The following is an 18,614-nucleotide window of genomic DNA, read 5'->3' as shown; positions in this document are numbered from 1 at the left end:
AGGGTAAGTTGACACGTTAAATACGTGATTTATGGCCACTCAAGTTTTTTAAAATGCTTTTGCTTATTAGTGTAAATGTATAAAAAATAATAAGTGAATGACACCTAAAAAAGGCATAAAAAAACGCAGCTTAAACAGGCTGCGTTTTGTATTAATCAGAGTTTTTTAACAGCCTATTTTTACGACATGCTTGCCTGTAAAACCACCCGCGAGCTGCGTGTTTAAGGCATTAGATACCGCATTTGCGTTAAACTCAACAGGCGTTAAGGTCGGTGCTTTAATATCACCATTAGTGGCGCCTTCGAGTAATAAATTACCCATAAAGCTCAAGCGTTGCTGCGCACATAAACTATTAGCGAGCCATGCACCACCAAGCGACACAACACTTATATTTGGCGCGCGCCGGTACATTAGATCTTGTTCAAAACAAGGTAATGGATTTAAACACGCTATTTTTCCGCAAAAACGCATGAGTTCGATATTACGCGCTGTCGACTCACCACCCACGGTATCGATTACTGCATCAAACCCTTGCGGCCCTAGCTCTCTACTAATTTTTTCACACAACTTTTTATCGTTGTAGTCAAACACAACATCCGCGCCAAGCTGTTTTACGAGTTTATGGTTTTTCTTAGAGGCTGTTGCAAATACATCAGCGCCACGCTGTTTAGCGTACTGAATAGCAAACTGCCCCACTGCACCTGCTCCACCTTCAATAAAAACAGTTTGCCCTTCGGTGATACTAATTTTATCTAAGCTAATTAGTGCTGCCATTCCGGCGCAAGGCAGCACAGCAGCAACCGCTGGGTTTAACTCTTGCGGTACAATAGACACTGCAAAATTAGGCACTTTTGTGTATTCACTCAGTACCCCTTGCCCACCTACGTTGGCGTGCCACATGACTCGCTCGCCAACATTAGGAAAAATCCCTTTACTTGCTTTTACTACAACACCTACCGCATCAAGCCCCAAAATATGAGGGTACTGCCACTGACAAAAACCTGATTTTGCAAAATGCCCATCAACGGGATTTAAACCAACATATTCTACTTTTATCAGTAGCTCGTTATCTGAACACTCAGGAACAGGTAACTCAATGTCAGCTAAATTTATTTGATCATTCGGTTTTTCCAATACAATGGCACGCATTGTGTGCGGTATAGTATTTTGCGTTAAAATATCAGTATCAGACATCGTTAAACTCTACTTATTTGTGTTACTTAGTGCATAGCTCCATTGCCCATTAAATGATTGGTACGCATTGACCTTAGCAAGTAACGATAAAATGGTTGTTTCAACTGCATTTTCTTGTGCTATTAAAACATCCTGCCGCGCATCTAACAACTCTAGATAAGGGATTTGGCCTTCTTCATACATGGCTTCTGCTTGTAAAAATGCTTTATTAGCAAAGTCATAACGTTCATCTGCAAAACGTTTTTGCTGTGCCTGATTAACTAAACCCTGCAACGAAAGCTCACTTTCACTAAGTGCTTTAAGCACCACGTTTTGATAATCGCTGTAAGCGGCTTCACTTAAAAACTGTTGTGCGTCTCGTTGTGCTAAAAGAGCAGGATAGCTTAAGATTGACCATTGCAACTTAGGCGCAATTTGCCATTGCTGCTGTGTATCGCTAAAGCCATTACTACCTAGACTTAACACACCTGCAAAGCCACTTAGGCTTACATCAGGTAGTAAAGCTTTACTGGCTGCCACACTTAAACTATTGGCTTGGCTAAAGTCATAAATTGCACGGCTAATATCTGGCCTCAGTGCAATAGCGGCATTTGGCTTACTAAGTGTTACGTCAAATTTATTGCGTAACACACTCAGTTCATTTGTTAATTCAATATTTTGAGTTAAACGCCCTGTAAGAACAGCAAGCGTTGATAAATCACTGTACTTTGCAAACTCAATGGCAGGAATTAACGCTTGTTGCTGGCGTAATTGCGCTAGGGTGCGGTTTAAATCAAGCTCACTTGCAACACCTTCATCAACCCGCGCTTGTAACACATCAATACTTTGCTCAAGCGCTTGTATTTGTAAGCTAATAATGCGCTGTTTTTCAGCATTGCCTTGATAGCTAACAAACCCTTTAACAACCGCTGAAACAACTTCAATTTGGAGTAAACGAACTTGCTCTGCTTGGCTCATAGCCGATGCATTTGCGGCATCAACTAAAGCAGTCACTCGGCCAAATAAATCAAGCTGCCAATTAAGTGCAAAGTTAGCACTTGATTGGCGTGAGTTTGTATCTGCTAAGCTGCTTCTTTGAGCGCCTAACTCAACACCACCTTGCGGTAAATATTGTGCTTTTTGCTCGCCCAGCCTAGCTAATGCACTTTTTAGTAAAAGCTGACTTGTTTTTAGGTCGTAGTTTTTAGCGAGTGCATCTGATACTAATTGGTTTAGCTGCTCAGACTTAAGCGCGTGCCACCAGTTAGTTTCATCTGCACCACTTAGTTGGTCAGCAACTGCAGCACTGGCAACAAATTCGTTAATTGTTTTTTGCTCGTCAAGCACGTCAACCTTACTTGCACAGCCAGATATGAGCGTGACCATTAATACAGAAGCTACGGTTAACTGTGTTTTAAACCGCTTTGCTATTTGATTAGTCATTTGATAACTCCTGTGTGTTACCTTTTTTCTTTACAACAAGCATGTAAAACACCGGGGTAAACAATAAACCAAACACGGTTACACCAATCATCCCAGAGAACACGGCATTACCCATTGCATGGCGCATTTCAGCCCCTGCACCCGTTGCTAGTACAAGTGGTATAACACCCGCTGTAAACGCGATTGATGTCATAAGTATTGGGCGTAAACGCATACGACATGCCGCTAATATTGCATCAAAATGCGATAAGCCTGTATCGTTTTTATCTTTTGCAAATTCAACCATTAATATCGCATTTTTAGAGGCCAAGGCAACCAGCACAATAAGCGCTATTTGCGTAAATATATTGTTGTCTGAACCTACAAACCAAACACCAAGTAATGCTGAAAATATCGTCATTGGAACAATTAAAATAATTGCCAATGGTAAGCGTAAGCTTTCATATTGTGCAGCCAATACCATAAACACCAGTAACACAACTAATGGGAACACATACACCATAGTGTTGCCTGCTAATACTTGTTGGTACGTTACTTCAGTCCATTCGTACTCGATACCACTGGGTAAGTTGTCGGCCAAAATAGCCTCAATTGCCAGTTGAGCTTGGTCAGAACTAAAACCAGGTGCAGGACTGCCGTTAAGCTCTGCGCTTGGGTAACCGTTGTAGTGCATTACACGGTCTGGGCCAATTGTTGGCGTAACCGTTAGGATTGAGCCTAATGGCACCATGTTACCTTCACGGTTTCTTACTTTAAGGTTAAGAATTTGATCAGGATCTAAGCGATAATCAGCATCAGCTTGCGCATTTACTTGGTACGTTCGGCCAAACATATTAAAGTCGTTTACATACACAGAACCCAAGTATATTTGTAAAGCATTGAACACTTCGTCAAGCGGAATGCCTTGAATTAACGCTTGTTCACGGTCAATATCAATATCCATTTGTGGAACTTGAATTCTAAAGCTTGAGTAAAGACCCATTAATGCTGGATCTTGTTGCGCTTTGCCAATCACTGTTTGTAGGCTGTTAAATAACGCTTCAAAACCTTTGTTTGCTCTGTCTTCAATTTGAAGTTTAAAGCCACCTGTAGTACCTAAGCCTTGAATTGGCGGCGGTGGAAATACTGCGACAAACGCTTCGTCAATTGCTGCAAACCGTTGATTTAACTGCGCGGCTATAGCCATAGCCGATTTACTCGGATCGGTTCTATCTTCAAATGCATCTAATGGGGTAAACACAATCCCGCTGTTAGGGCTGTTGGTAAAGCCATTTACTGATAAACCTGGAAACGCAACCGTATTAGCAACACCTGGTACTTCAAGTGCAATTTGCTGCATTTGCCTGAGAACATCTTCAGTACGGTCAAGGCTTGCTGCATCAGGTAGTTGTGCAATGGCAACTAAGTACTGTTTGTCTTGTTGTGGAATAAACCCACCAGGTACTGCATCAAACAGCTTAATGGTTCCACCTACTAGGGCAACATAACCGATCATTACAATAAAGCTCATACGAATTAGTTTTTTAACTAATTTTTCGTAGCCTTTTGCGCCTCGGTCAAATACACGGTTAAAAGGTTTAAATAGCCAGCGGCCAAATAGTTTATTTAACAAACGTGTGAATGCATCTGGCTTAGTATCGTGAGACTTTAACAACAGTGCCGCTAATGCTGGCGACAACGTTAACGAGTTAATTGCTGAAATCACCGTTGAAATAGTAATTGTTAAGGCAAATTGCTTATAAAATTGCCCTGACAGTCCGGTAATAAATGCCGTAGGAATAAACACAGCACACAATACGAGTGCAATGGCAATAATTGGCCCTGTTACTTCGCTCATAGCAACACGTGTTGCCTCAAGCGGCGATAACCCTTGTTCAATGTTACGCTCAACATTTTCAACTACAACTATGGCGTCATCCACCACAATACCGATGGCAAGTACTAAACCAAACAGCGACAAGGTGTTAATAGATACGCCTAACCACTGCATTACCGCAAATGTACCAATGAGTGAAATAGGCACCGCAATAAGTGGAATAATAGATGCACGCCATGTTTGTAAAAACACAATGACAACAATCACTACTAGTACAATAGCTTCAAGCAACGTGGCAATAACAGCATCAATAGAGCCACGAACAAATACAGTAGGGTCATAAACTATGTCGTATTCTACACCTTCAGGGAAGTCTTTTGATAAACGCGCCATGGTTTCGCGTACTTGGTCCGAAAGCTCAATGGCATTAGACCCTGGGCGTTGAAATATAGGCATTGCAAGTGCAGGTTGCGAGTCAAGCTCAGCACGCAAAGAATAGCTGTCTTGACCAAGCTCTACGCGAGCAATATCTGTAAGGCGTGTTATTTGGCCTTCATCGCCCACTTTAATAATTACTTGTTCAAACTCTTCAATACTGTTTAAACGCCCTTTTACATTTAACAGTACTTGAAATTGACTGTCGTTAGAAACCGGCTGTGCACCCAAGCTACCTGCTGCTACTTGTTGGTTTTGTGAACGAAGTGCTGTTATTACATCGGTTGCGGTTAGCTCGCGTGCTGCTAGCGCATCTGGGTTTAACCATACACGCATGGCGTATTTACCTGCGCCAAATAAACGCAAATCACCCACACCCGGTAAACGTGCTATTTCGTCTTTAATATAGAGGTCTGCATAGTTAGACAAATACGCGGTATCGTGCGATTTTTCTGGTGAGTACAAGTGCACCACCATGGTTAAATCGGGCGACGATTTTTCAGCCACCACACCTAAACGTTGCACCTCTTCAGGTAAACGTGGCAAGGCGCTGTTTACACGGTTTTGTACTTGTACTTGGGCGCGGTCTAAATCAGTCCCTAGTGCAAATGTAACCGTCAGCGTCATACGACCATCACTGGTTGCTTGAGAAAACATATACAGCATGTTTTCTGTACCATTAATTTCTTGCTCTAAAGGCGTTGCTACCGTTTGCGCTATTACCGTTGGGTTAGCTCCTGGGTAGCTTGCTGTTACAACCACGGTAGGAGGCACGACTTCTGGGTATTCACTTACCGGCAGTTGGAATAACGAAATACCACCGGCAATTAATATAACCAAAGACAGCATGGCCGCAAAAATGGGTCGCTGTATAAAAAAGTGTGAAAATTTCATCTAAAAAACCTTATTGCTTTGCGACTAAGCTTGAATCGTCATTGTTCATGGTGAACGCAACATCACTGCTATCAATGGTTACTTTGTTCGGTGCCACAGGCATACCTGGTCCAACACGAGCAGGGCCATTTACGGCTATTACATCGCCCTCTGAAAGACCTGAGGTGATGGCACGAAGAGAGCCATAGCGCTCACCCACTGTGACTAATTTGTACTGCAGCACATTGTTTTCACCCACTGTCAAAACAAAGCGGTTTTTTAAATCAGTCCCTATTGCTCTGTCTGGCACAATTATTTGCTCTGTGACTGAATTAGCAGCAAGCTTAATACGCGCAAACGACCCTGCACGTAATTGGCTGTTATCCTGATCAAATACAGCACGCACACGCAGCGTACCTGTTGATGAGTTAATTTGATTATCAATAAAGTTTATGTACCCCTTGTAAGCAAAATCGCGCTCGCCTACTTTTTGCATTACAACGGCTTGGCGACTTTTTGAGGTCACGTTACTAAAATCGCTATTCCAGGTGCGTTCGTCCACATCAAAATAGGCGTACATTTTTTCGTTAGAAACAATGCTGGTTAGCACGCTTTGCCCTGCAATAATGTTGTTACCTTTCGTGATATTGGCACGCGAGATCACACCGTCGATAGGTGACACAATGGCTGTAAATTCTAAATCAAGTTCAGCTGATGTTAGCTGTGCTTGTAATGCAGCAAGTTGAGCTTCGCGTTGGCGTAATACAGAGGTACGTGATTCTGCTTGCTCAGTTGAAATTGCTTTACGTTCAGTTAAGCGCTCAGCGCGTTTAGCTTCGCTTTTTGCTTGCTCGAGCGCAGCTTGTGCACTGTTAACTTGGGCTTTTAAACTAGCAACAACCGCCGCAAACGGACGGTCATCAAGCTTAAATAATACATCGCCTTTTTTAACAAGGTCGCCTTCATTAAACGTAATTTGTTCTATAACACCAGATACTCGTGGCATAAGTGCAACTTCTTGCGGAGACTCTAAGCGAGTTGTGTAGGTGTGCCAGCTTTGTACTGGTTTAACAAGTACGTTAGCAACATCTATGGGTTGAAGAAATTGTGCTTGAGCAGAAGGCGGTGTACTTTCATCAGCACAACCAGCAAGTGTTAAAAATGCGCCTGCAAATGCAGCAGCGATAAGGTGTTTTTTCATGAAGACGCTCCTTTAATTGATTAAGAACGCATACTACGGGTTATACCTGCGGACAAAAACCATAGATTTTTAAATTCATTAATGCCAAAATGGCATCAATAGTATTGTTTTGGTGGTTTTATGGATACGACAAGTCGGCTTTTAATGTTGCTTGAAGTGGTTGAGCAAGGCTCTTTTGCTAAAGCTGCCGAATTACGTAATATCGATCGCTCTGTGATCTCTAAACAAATTAGCCGTTTAGAAGATGAACTAGGAGTTAGATTACTAAACCGCACTACTCGCTCATTTTCACTCACTGCCGCTGGTGCAGAAATGATAAAAAAAGCCGGTGAGCTCAGAGAGCTGCTTGGCGAAACCGTGCGCATGGCCGAAAACTACCATTTAGAGCCTCGTGGCGTCCTCAAAATTACTTCATCAACACTCATTGGTAGGCGCTACTTACAACCAGTACTTAATGACTTTCAAAAGCGCTTTCCTCAAGTTGAAGTTGAATTAAGGCTTGATGACAGATTAGTAGATATTGTATCTGAAGGGTTCGATTTAGCATTTCGTATTGGTGAGCCAAAAGATTCATCACTCATTGCAAGAAAAATTGCACGTAATCGCTTATTAATTGTTGCCGCCCCCGAGTTTATAAGCACGTATGGGATGCCATCCTCCATGGAAGAACTAGCAGATTTGCCTGCGGCAAGTTATGCGAGCAACTCTATGAGAGTTGAAACAGTGGATTATTACAATAGCTCTGGTGAGCCATGTGAGCAAAAAATAAAAAGTGTATACCGCGCCAACGACGCTGAAGCACTGCTAATGAAGGCCATATCTGGCACCGCATATTTTGTAGCACCGGCATTTATAATCGGTGACGAAATTACTGAGGGTAAATTAATTCCTATATTAACGGATGTGAAGTTAATGGATTACAGTGCTATGTATGCTGTTTATCCGCACAGAGATTTACCTGTACGTACACGGTTATTTTTTGATGCAGTGCGCGAATATTTAGGAAAAGATAAACCAATTTGGGAACGCGGCATCCCAAACTTTGAAAAAATGTATTAAGCAGGTACTTCTATTTGCTTTAATTGCTCTTTTGAACTTGCATATACTTTATTTCGACCTAAGCGTTTTGCTTTGTAAAGCTGTTTATCAGCTGCAATGAAAATAGATTCAAGCGAGGGGTTAGCTTGATAGTCAGCTACACCAATACTGATAGTAAGTTTAATTGCATGCCCCTCAATATTAAACGGTGTTTTTTCAACAGTTTCTCTTAACTTTTCAGCTGCAAATAAGGCTTCGTCTTTGCTATTAAAAGAATGAATAACGGCAAACTCCTCACCGCCAACCCTAAACACGTACCCCTTTGCTAAGGTTATTCTTAAAAGCGTTGCAATTTCAGTAAGTACTTTATCGCCTACATCATGGCCAAATTTGTCATTTATTTGTTTGAAGTAATCTAAGTCGAGTAAAAATAAATAGGTATTTGTTTTATCAACCAGCTCTACTTCAAAATAGTGGTTCATTGATAACCGGTTACCTGCGCCAGTTAATGGATCAAGTAGTGCTAGGTTTTTTAAACGTTTAGATGAAAGCGCGCGGCTTCCCTCAAAAATATGCGAAACAGTCCAAATACTGACATAGGCCAATAGTAAGTTAATCGCCATATTTAAATTTACTATAGGATCAGGCGAAGATTTACTTAATAAAATCAGTGATTGAATAAAGAGGACAGTACCTGAGAAGAAAATTCCGTATCGCTTTCCCATTAATAAGTAACACAATACAGGCAAAGCGAATGACCATACAAATAAGCCATATTTAGGTTCTGATATATAATTGGCGTACAAAACTATAATACAAACCAATACACACATTACAACAGACTGCCAAAACCGCAATGCATGCTTACTTAAATGATGAATGGTATACAGGCAATAAATTGAAAAACAGAACTCTAAAAAGCCGAGCAAATAGACACCACTGAATACGTTTAATGCGCTAAAAAATAATGACACAGAACCAAAAAACAAACACATCCATACAAGAACGTGCTTTCTTAATGCTTTAGTACTATTTAGAGCGGTGATATCCATTCAATTAACTCAATAACGTCGAACTAAGGAATTATTCTACCCTGTAATAAATATATAACAAGTGTAACCGAGCGTTATTACACCACATTGTGGCATTTTTAACCGCTAACCACCCAGCATTGAAAGGTTAGTTGTTACACCTGTTTCGCCCTGATGTAGCAAATGAGTTGGTTTTTTAGTTTTAATATAGCGAGATAGCTGGTTTATAAGTGCTTGGTTTGAGTTTTCATTCATGTGCTCTCGTAATGAAATACCTTGCTCTGAAAACAAACAAAGGTGTAATTTACCCAAAGAAGACACTCTCAGCCTGTTACACGAACTACAAAAATCATTACTGTAGGGCATTATTAAGCCAATACGCCCTTGGTAGTCAGGGTGATAAAACTCCTGAGCAGGACCGTCTGTAATGCTTCTAATGACAGGTTGCCACCCCGCTGCACGTAATCGTACTTTAATTGACTGGCCGGATACGTGATTTTTATCAAAAAACGCCTTATTGTCGTTAGTTTGCATTAGTTCAATAAAGCGCATAGTGACTGGACGATGCTTTAAATACGCTATAAATGTGTCGAGCTCTTGACCATTATATTGCTTCATTAACACGCTGTTTATTTTTACCGATTCAATACCGCTTTCTAACGCGGCGTCTATGCCTTTCATCACGGTATTAAATTTATCGTGACCGGTAATAGTATTAAACATTCTTGGATCAAGTGTATCAATACTCACATTAATCGCATTAAGCCCTGCATCTACCCAATTGTTAATGTGCTTATGCATTGAAAAGCCGTTTGTTGTAGCGGCTATTTTTGTAATGCCCGACGTATCTTTTGCCACACGAATAACATCTATGAAATCTTTTCTAAGGGTGGGTTCACCGCCAGTAATACGTAGCTTGGTAATACCATGATGCGCAAAAGCGCTAATAGTATTGCTAATTTCATTCAGTGAAAGGAATTCTCTGTCATGGCCACATTGGTAGCCATCTGGTAAACAATAAACACATTTAAAGTTACACACATCGGTAATCGATAAACGTAAGTAACTAAATTTTCGCCCTGCTGGGTCGATGAGCATAAAAAACCTTCACTTTACTTTGTTTGACTGGGCCTGTGAGTATTACAGGTTATGCTTTTGTTATGGTTGTAGGTTAACACACGGATTTTGGCTTTATTAATATAAAATAAAGGCCTTATGTATTTAATCTAATATGAGCCTAATAACTCGCACTGCAAAAGCGTGTAAATTTAAGGTTTACACGCTTTTGGTGTTTATTTAGGCTTTTAAACCTTTTACAACTGCACTTGGTTTCATTGGTAAGTCACGTAAACGTACACCTACTGCATTGTATATGGCATTGCCAATTGCTGGCGCAACGCCAATAACACCTGGCTCCCCTAACCCTACAGGAAACTCATCACTTTGCACAAACTCAATGTCCATTTCGGGTACATCTTGCATTCTCATTGGAAGGTAAGTATTAAAGTTTGTAGCAGCTACTTGACCATTTTCATAAGAGTTGGACTCATGTAAGGCCATACTCGCTCCCCATAATAATGACCCTTCTAATTGAGCCATCGCACCATCAGGATGTACAATTAAACCGGCGTCAACAACAGCGTATAACTTTTTAAGGGTGATTTTACCATCGCTTTTGTTAACGTGAACATGGGCTGCAGTGCCAATCCATGCTGGCATGTGGCGCTCTTGCCCTGAACTAACCGAAAAACCAATGCCCTCGTTTTCGTTAAGCTTTATTGAGCTAACTTTGTCTGACACTTTTTTAAGTACATCATGTAAACGGCGCGCGCCACCAACACTTTCAGGTGCTTTACCCGCTTGTTTTCCTTTACCGTCAAGCATTGATAAACGAAACTTAACCGGATCAATACCTTGCTTGTGCGCTATTTCGTCTATAAAAGACTCAAGGCTCCATACAATCCAACCCGGTCCAACTGAACGTAACCAACCTGGCGTAAAAGTGCTTTGTGCTAACTCGTTATTGATAGCACGAGCACGATGGTTACTCATGCTATACCAGTGATCAGCACCTGAGGCAGAAAACGAATCAAATTTACCATTACCATCAACACCAGGAGCCAAAAAACCTGGCGCCATTGCTTTAGTTGGCCAGCCTGCAGCAAACGCATGCTCTAATGCGCTAAGCTCTCCCTTTTCACCGAACGAAGCGGTTAATTTAGCCGTAGACGCTGAGCGAGACTGATCAAATAAACTGTCATCTTCACGGGTAAATACAAGCTTAACCGGTTTACCTATTGCTTTTGCCGTTAATGCAGCAGGGACTGTCCAATCACCAAATAAACGACGTCCAAAGCCACCACCCAAATAGTAAGGACGAATAATGACTTTATTTTGCTCTATATCGAGGGCTTTGGCTAAAGCTGGTAACGTGAGTGATTGCCATTGGTTACCCGTATGTACAATCCAGTTACCGTTTTTAAATTCAGCTATGGCGTTAAGTGGCTCTAATTGGTAGTGACTCGCTGTCGCCGTGGTGTAAGTTGCATCAAATGTGTTTTTTGCATCGGCCAAAACCTGAGGCGTATTGCCTTCATCTACAAATAAAGTACCGGATGCGCTATCGTCACATAATTTTTTACCCTGCGCCTGAATATCTGCCTCGGAGACGTTGGCCGTTTTGCCTACCTGGTAGCTTACATTTAACGCATCAACCGCTTTAATAGCACTGTGATAATTGTCAGCCAGTACAACAACCCATCCCTCAACGGTATTACTAGGATCGTTTAATATTTCAAAACCGCGATAACCTTTAATTGCTTTTGCGCCACTGTCATCAACGCTTGTTACTTTACTACCATAACGTGTCGGAGGAATAACCGGACGCGCATACACCATACCTTCTATTTCAACATCAATGCCATACACTGCTGTTCCGTTTGTTTTAGCGGGTATATCTAATGCTTTAAAATCTTGGTTTAAGCCGGTTAAATGACGTTTATTGGCTGGTTTTAAAGGAAGCTTTGCAACTTCTTCACTTGTAAAGGTAAGATTAAATTCACCTTTTTGTACAATATCAGCGTAACTTACCGATTGACCACCAGCAACAATTTGCCCTTTTTGTGCAATACATTGCTCTGGTTTAACCCCTAGCATTTTAGCCCCGGCATCAATAAGGGCTAAGCGACCTGCGGCACCCGCTTGCGATAGCGGTTTAAAACTTTGAAATACTGACCACGAACCACCTGTAACCATATATCCCCATTTCTCATGGGTGTCTACGTAAGTAATTGATACTTTATCCCAATCACACTCTAACTCGTCGGCCACTATTCGTGCTAAAGCAGTGCCAATGTGTTGGCCCATTTCAGCCTTTGCAATGCTAACCTCTACCCCACCATTGGTATCCATTGTCCACCAAATAGTGGGTGAAAACGCCTGTTGTGAAATTGATTCTTTGGCGCTTAAAGAACCTGAAAGTAACGCAGGCGCAAATGCCATTACCAAGCCCGCACTAGCACTGCCAATCATAAATGAACGACGATTTAAGTTGACGGTTTCGCTGTTTTTTTGAAATAATTTTTTCATTATCCGCTCCGATTAAACGTCTTGCTCATTTGGGTTAAACATCTGTACTGCACTTTGTGACTCATCGGCCGCACGTTGTATTGCCGACTTTATACGTTTGTACGCCATACAGCGGCAGTAGTTACCATTCATATGATTGACAATTTCTTCGTCTGTTGGCGACGGATTGTCTGCAAGTAATGTTGCCGCTTGCATAATCTGCCCAGACTGACAATAACCACATTGCGGTACTTGCTCTTCAACCCATGCTTTTTGAAGCGGGTGTTCGTTATTGAGACCTTCAATAGTGGTAATGTTTTTACCAGCTACAGCTCCTACGGGTAATACACATGAACGTGTAGCCTGTCCATCTAAATGCACTGTACACGCACCACACATTGCTATGCCACAACCAAACTTAGTGCCCTTTAACCCTATTTCATCGCGAATAACCCATAGCAGTGGTGTATCTTCACTTGCTTGTGATTCAATCACTTTGCCATTAATTGTAAACGTTACCATAACCCGCCCCTTGAATTAGCTCTCAATCAACTGCACTGCGATTTGTGCTGAGCAGTTGGTAATACCATTAAAATTAAAGCAACTTGATCCTCGACATTGCTCTTAAGTTGGATGCGCAACTTTATGCCCTGCGCAGTATGTATTTATATAAACATGTTCAATTAAAGTTTAGTTTGTTTTTTTATTTAAGCTGAACCTCTGTTTGAGGTTGATTTATTGCCTAAAGTTTTAATTATTTAATTTAGCGCCTGTTTAGCGGTATAACAATTTAACTGCTCAACGGTATCTATGTCTGCGCTTGCCTTATTTAGTAAAACGCAGTTTACAATACCGCCGGATTCACGAAGTAGATGTTGAGCGCCTTTGTCATTCGACAAAGTGGTGAGTAAATCAAAATCATCATGAGGAAAAATTGCCGGCACACCTAATCGTTCTCCATAGTTAGCACACCATCGAGTGGGGTTATTCTGAAAACGAGTGACTAACTGCTGAATATCGCACGCCTCCAATTCAACCTGATCGGCTAGCATAAATAAAATGCCATCCCAACCGTCACTATGCCTTAACTGATTAGCTGCAAGCGCGATTGATTTACCTAACCCTTGCTGCCAATCTAAATTACAGATAATTTCGACATTATTGTAGTGCTTTAGCGCTTGAGTAATTTCGTTATGCCAGGCGCCTGAAACAACATAGACGGCACCCGCGTCTAACTGCTGTAAAACGTCAACTGCACGCGCAATCATAGTTTTATTATTGCCCACATTTGCTATTAATTTGCATCCATCAAAACGAGACGACTGTCCTGCGGCTAACAACACTTTTGCTATGCGCATACTTCACTGACCCCAATTGCTTAGGGATGTAGCATCTTTATTAGAAAGCACGGCGTGTATTTCACTAATAAGTGACAATGCAATACTCTCTGGCGAGTCGCCACCTAAGTTAAGCCCTACAGGCCCAAAAACAGGCGCTTTAACCTCTTGTATAGCTATATTAGCTTGCTCAAAAACTTGTGCTCGTCGGTGCTTAGGACCCAGCAGCCCCATATATTTTAAATTAGACTGGTTCAACGCATAAAGTGCATTTGCATCAAGCTCAACACTGTGGGCCATTAATATGCTCGCATCCACCTTTTGCTTTTCGCAATATTGGGTTAGCTCTTGAGGCGGACAACGTAAAATTGCATCTGCCTGCTGAAAATATTGCCTTTTAGCATTAGCCGCGCGGGGATCCCACACAGTCACAACCCAACCCAGCTGCTTAGCCATAGAATAAACGGCAACAGCGTCGGCACCGCCACCCACAATTAAAATATGTGGGGCTGGGTATACGGCCACTTGTAGCCAATGCTGATTATTTTTTTCAATGATTTGTGCTTTACGATTAACAGAAAGACCATCAGAAACATTACGTTTTGAAAAAACGCCCTGCCCCAACGCACAAAGAGGTTGCACTGGTTGTAAATAATAACCTGACACTTTTTCTTTAAGAGCATTAAAAACAAAATCGAGATTTAGGTATTTATTGGCGCTATTAACTGGCTGTAAAACAATATGGACAACACCACCACAGCCAATACCTAACTGAAAAGTTAAGTCATCTTCATCGGTGGCATCATACGTAATCGTTTTTGACGTAAGGGAGGTCATTACTTGTTTGGCGTGGCGCTGAATATCTGCCTCTAAGCACCCACCGGAGAGCATACCCAATCGCTGCCCTAAGCTAGAAATAAGCATCATGGCGCCTAGCTTACGGTAGCTCGAGCCTTCAATTTTATACAATGTAGCCAAAACCCATTGCTGTTCGTCTCGTAAAGGGTGCCACGTTGCAAGCATGCTTTTTAAATCAGTTACCATATAAGTGCCGTTAGAATCCATTATTTATGTATTTTCGTAGCCTATAAAATTTAGCTGTAAATAACTGACTAATTTTAAAAACGTTTAACCTACGTTGAGCCTACTTAGTAAGATCATATTTATATTATATAAATGAAATTTTCTTACTCAATGTAAAGGTTTAAATTTTATGGTTCCATTAAATCGTTGAGGGTTTCAATTAGGCTGTCAAATTCATCATTAACACTTTCGCGCTGTTTTTTATTCAATGTCGGGGCTAGTTCTATTAATAAATTAACATATAAATCAAGGTTGCTGGCATTTATGGCTAATTGCTTTTCGCTCATAAAGGCTTCACGCTCTTTTATTACATAGCTTAATTTAGTTACAAACTCATCTTCAGAGAGTGTTCCATCAACCATTATTGATTTTGCTGCATCTAATCGAGTTTGTTTATAATCGAGCCACAGCCCGCCTGACTCCGTATGCTTGTTGTTTGCGTCTGTAATAAGTTGCTTTTGCTGGTCAGTGAGCTTACCCAGCCAATCTGAGTAGTAGTTTAACTGGTTTTCTAGGCGTTTAGTTTTGCGCTCTTTACTAGATTGTTCGTTGTATTGCTCACGATCTTCGTTAATTTGATCTTGAATATTTTGTATAAATTCATCGCGCTGTACTGTAGAGAGCGTATACCCTAATTGCGCAAGCGAAAAATGCGCATGCTCAAGAAGATTTTTCCAGTGGGCCCTAGCAAATACTACCTGCTCTTTTAATTGAGCATGATTTAGATTTTGATTAAACAGCGACTTTAAATTTTCAATATCTTGCTTGTATGCTGGCAACTGTGTATCGCGATGCCATTGCTGTGTGGTGTTAATAATCTCTTTTAATTGCTTGTTCTGTTGTTTGTTTAAATCAACGTAATCATCAACCCAAAATGACGATAACCAAGTTAAATTATTATATGTAAACGAGGCAGAACAACTCGTTAATAGCAGTACGCTTAACGCAATAGTTATATGTGACAACTTATTTTTTATTGTTTTTAACATTTTCACCTCTGCAAATATAAACGCTTCACTTAGCTAAGCACTTACATAATGAACCTACGTAACGTGAACTCGCTACCTTAAATAGCATAACAGTCAAAAGTTTATAATTAGCAACTTTTCGCCATGCTTTGACATAGTTATTTCTTTTAAATTTTCTGTTATATCTGTATCTTACGCTTATAAAATCGAACGTGTTAGAAAAAACGCCCCCGATTTGAGCTATAATCACAAACAGAGTTTATCTAAACTTAAATGCACGCTAGTTTGTTTGTAGTAATAAAATAAACCTAAAATATAGCAACGTTATACGCCCTTAAATAGCTGCAAGTGCAATAGTGTTGCAAATAAAATGGTTTTATTTAACTCACAGTGAAACGATTACTTTTTGGAGACATCGCTATGTCACAGTTTAATTTAAAAACGTTATTACTTACGGGTGCTTTAATTGCGAGCCCTTTTGCGAATGCAACCCTTGAAGAAGGTATTATTGCGGCGAACGAAGGTCGCTTTGAATTCGCTTTAAAAGAATTTGAATACCTTGCCGACAAGGGGTTTGCACCTGGCATTTACGAGCTTGCTAAATTATACGAAGAAGGCCACGGCGTTACACGCGATTATTACAAAGCAGCCGATCTATACAAAAAAGGCGTAAAAAAGAATCACGCAGACTCAATGTTTGCATTAGCGGTATTATACGACGAAGGCAAAGGCGTTAAGTTAGACAAACAAATGGCTTTATCTCTATTCGAAAAAGCAGCCAAAAAAAACATGCCTGCCGCACAGTTTAACTTAGGCGTGATGTATTCAAATGGTGATGGTGTTAGTCACGACTACAAACTTGCTAAAACATGGTACGAAAAAGCCGCTGGGAATAACTATTCTTTAGCGCAATTTAATTTAGCGCTTATGTACTTTGAAGGGCTAGGAATGCCTAAAAACCTTGAGAAGTCATACATATGGAATACAATTGCCGAATACAATGGCAACATGCAAGCAAGCCATAGTCGAAAGTTAGATGAGCGTTCAATGCTACCTAAAGAAATTGAAGAAGCAAAAGAAAAAGCTGATGCAATTTACACTAAAATCCTTGCAGGTACCTACGCAGGTGAAGGACGTCTATTTTAGGTTAAGCAAAAAATAAAGCTGGACTTAGTATCATTGCGCATACTTAGTTCAGCTTTTTTTGGCTTGTTTTACTTAATATATAACCACTTTAGCAATCTGGTTAGTATTTTACTTTGCTTAAGTAACAACCCTATGCGCGGGTTAAAAGAACCAGAAACGAGTGTATTTTTAGCGTGACTAAACGTTAAAAACCCTTCCTTACCGTGATAGTGCCCCATACCTGAATGACCCACCCCACCAAATGGCGCGTCGTCAGCAGTGACTTGTACTAAAGTGTCGTTAACCGCAACGGTGCCACTAAGTGTTTGTTTAATAAGGTACTCTTGTGCCTCTTTATCTTGGCCTAAAATATATAAAGCAAGCGGATTTGGATGCTGTTTAATATAATCGAGAACGTCATCTAACTTCCCATAACTCTTAATTGGCAATATAGGCCCAAATAGTTCATCTTGCATAAGTTGCATGTCGTCGGTCACATTCGTTACTAAATGCAGACCCATACGATGTTTATCTGCATCTTGTTGATTTTGTTCAAGTGGCTTAATGACATTTGCCCCAAGTTCTTGTGCTTGCACTAAGTATCCGGCTAGACGCGCATAATGTGAGTCACTAATAATAGAGGTTAAGTTTTTACCTTCAACACCCTGCTTAAAATGCTTTTTATAAAGCTCACATAACTGTTTAATAAGCTGGCTTTCTAGGGTTTTAGGCACAAATACATAGTCTGGCGCGACACAAATTTGCCCGGCATTTGCCATTTTCCCGAATAACAGTGCGTGTGCTGCTTTTGCAACATCAGCTTGCTCGGTAATAATCACTGGTGACTTGCCACCAAGCTCTAAAGTAACGGGAGTTAAGTTTTTACTGGCTGCTTTCATTACTAATTTGCCAACCCCAGTAGAGCCGGTAAATAATAAGTGCGCAAAAGGAAGAGACGAAAATTCGCTGGCAACGTTGCTGCCGCCTTGGACCACACATACATGCTGACTCATTTTGTCATCAAAAAGCTTTTCTAATACGGCATTAGTATGTGGTGTAAATTCGCTGAGTTTTAACATTACTTTATTACCGGCTGCGATAGCGGTGATCACTGGCACAACCGCTAGCTGTATTGGGTAATTCCACGGTGCGATAACACCTACCACGCCTTTAGGCTGATAGGTAACACTCACTTTAGACGGCCATAAGCTAAGCCCCACAGAACGTTTACTAGGCTTTGACCATTTAGGTAATTTTTTAATAATGTGCGAAAGCCCTTGCACGGTAGGCAAAATATCACCAAGTAAGGTATCAAACGCAGTCCGGTAGCCAAAGTCTTTAGATACTGCACTGATAAGTTCTTCTTCTAGCTCTACAATGCGCGAACGTAATTTTTTTAAAATGGCAATTCGAGAATGAATAGAAGGATAAGGATTATCTAAAAACGCATTTTGTAAACTAGTAAAGTGCGCTGATAAAGAGGCTATTTGTGCTGTGTCTGTTGTCAAAATAGATTACTCGACT

General features: G+C 40.9%; 14 protein-coding genes. 2 read left to right on the top strand and 12 right to left on the bottom strand.

The window, feature by feature from the left end:
- Nucleotides 1–165 precede the first annotated feature (165 nt).
- Genes CWB65_RS01115 through CWB65_RS01100 form a run of 4 tightly spaced genes read right to left on the bottom strand, consistent with a single transcriptional unit; the run spans nucleotide 166 to nucleotide 6,941 of the window.
- Nucleotides 166–1,194 carry a zinc-binding dehydrogenase gene (locus CWB65_RS01115; RefSeq protein WP_138739654.1) on the bottom strand — a complete coding sequence of 343 codons (1,029 nt, stop codon included), beginning with the start codon at nucleotides 1,192–1,194 and terminating at the stop codon, nucleotides 166–168.
- Between the two features lie 9 nt (nucleotides 1,195–1,203).
- Nucleotides 1,204–2,616: a TolC family protein gene (locus CWB65_RS01110; RefSeq protein WP_138739653.1), complete on the bottom strand. Its 1,413-nt coding sequence runs from the start codon at nucleotides 2,614–2,616 to the stop codon at nucleotides 1,204–1,206.
- On the bottom strand, nucleotides 2,609–5,761 hold the full coding sequence (locus CWB65_RS01105) for an efflux RND transporter permease subunit (RefSeq protein WP_138739652.1): 3,153 nt from the start codon (nucleotides 5,759–5,761) through the stop codon (nucleotides 2,609–2,611). The genes CWB65_RS01110 and CWB65_RS01105 overlap by 8 nt, the downstream gene beginning before the upstream one ends.
- Before the next feature lie 10 nt (nucleotides 5,762–5,771).
- Nucleotides 5,772–6,941 (bottom strand): efflux RND transporter periplasmic adaptor subunit, encoded by a 1,170-nt coding sequence (locus tag CWB65_RS01100; RefSeq protein ID WP_006791714.1) that lies wholly within the window; start codon nucleotides 6,939–6,941, stop codon nucleotides 5,772–5,774.
- A gap of 120 nt (nucleotides 6,942–7,061) precedes the next feature.
- Here CWB65_RS01100 and CWB65_RS01095 point away from each other — a divergent pair, with 120 nt between their 5' ends.
- A complete protein-coding gene (locus CWB65_RS01095) occupies nucleotides 7,062–8,000 on the top strand; it encodes a LysR family transcriptional regulator (RefSeq protein WP_033025041.1) in 939 nt (312 codons plus the stop codon).
- Here the strand turns inward: CWB65_RS01095 and CWB65_RS01090 are convergent.
- The 7 genes from CWB65_RS01090 to CWB65_RS01060 form a co-directional block, all read right to left on the bottom strand.
- A complete protein-coding gene (locus tag CWB65_RS01090) occupies nucleotides 7,997–9,031 on the bottom strand; it encodes a GGDEF domain-containing protein (RefSeq protein WP_138739651.1) in 1,035 nt (344 codons plus the stop codon). The genes CWB65_RS01095 and CWB65_RS01090 overlap by 4 nt on opposite strands.
- Nucleotides 9,032–9,136: 105 nt before the next feature.
- On the bottom strand, nucleotides 9,137–10,108 hold the full coding sequence (moaA, locus tag CWB65_RS01085; RefSeq protein WP_138739650.1) for a GTP 3',8-cyclase MoaA: 972 nt from the start codon (nucleotides 10,106–10,108) through the stop codon (nucleotides 9,137–9,139).
- A 198-nt stretch (nucleotides 10,109–10,306) separates the two neighbouring features.
- Nucleotides 10,307–12,598 (bottom strand): xanthine dehydrogenase family protein molybdopterin-binding subunit, encoded by a 2,292-nt coding sequence (locus tag CWB65_RS01080; RefSeq protein WP_008127483.1) that lies wholly within the window; start codon nucleotides 12,596–12,598, stop codon nucleotides 10,307–10,309.
- Between the two features lie 12 nt (nucleotides 12,599–12,610).
- Complete coding sequence (locus CWB65_RS01075) at nucleotides 12,611–13,099, bottom strand: (2Fe-2S)-binding protein (RefSeq protein ID WP_008127481.1); 489 nt, start codon at nucleotides 13,097–13,099, stop codon at nucleotides 12,611–12,613.
- 236 nt (nucleotides 13,100–13,335) lie between these two features.
- Nucleotides 13,336–13,935: a nucleotidyltransferase family protein gene (locus CWB65_RS01070; RefSeq protein ID WP_008127478.1), complete on the bottom strand. Its 600-nt coding sequence runs from the start codon at nucleotides 13,933–13,935 to the stop codon at nucleotides 13,336–13,338.
- 3 nt (nucleotides 13,936–13,938) lie between these two features.
- Nucleotides 13,939–14,958, bottom strand: coding sequence for an XdhC family protein (locus tag CWB65_RS01065; protein WP_008127476.1), 1,020 nt, complete (start codon nucleotides 14,956–14,958; stop codon nucleotides 13,939–13,941).
- 167 nt (nucleotides 14,959–15,125) lie between these two features.
- Nucleotides 15,126–15,986 (bottom strand): DUF6279 family lipoprotein, encoded by an 861-nt coding sequence (locus CWB65_RS01060; RefSeq protein WP_008127475.1) that lies wholly within the window; start codon nucleotides 15,984–15,986, stop codon nucleotides 15,126–15,128.
- Nucleotides 15,987–16,385: 399 nt separating this feature from the next.
- Here CWB65_RS01060 and CWB65_RS01055 point away from each other — a divergent pair, with 399 nt between their 5' ends.
- Entirely contained in the window at nucleotides 16,386–17,111 is a 726-nt protein-coding gene (locus CWB65_RS01055) for a tetratricopeptide repeat protein (protein WP_006791705.1), read from the top strand.
- Nucleotides 17,112–17,179: 68 nt separating this feature from the next.
- Here CWB65_RS01055 and CWB65_RS01050 read toward each other — a convergent pair whose 3' ends face one another.
- Complete coding sequence (locus CWB65_RS01050; RefSeq protein WP_008127473.1) at nucleotides 17,180–18,598, bottom strand: coniferyl aldehyde dehydrogenase; 1,419 nt, start codon at nucleotides 18,596–18,598, stop codon at nucleotides 17,180–17,182.
- Nucleotides 18,599–18,614 lie beyond the last annotated feature (16 nt).

It is taken from the genome of Pseudoalteromonas sp. S554 (assembly GCF_005930865.1).
GTDB classification, from domain to species: Bacteria; Pseudomonadota; Gammaproteobacteria; order Enterobacterales; family Alteromonadaceae; genus Pseudoalteromonas; species Pseudoalteromonas marina.
The sequence above is the reverse complement of the archived record's forward strand: the minus strand, read 5'-3'. Positions and strand labels throughout refer to the sequence as shown.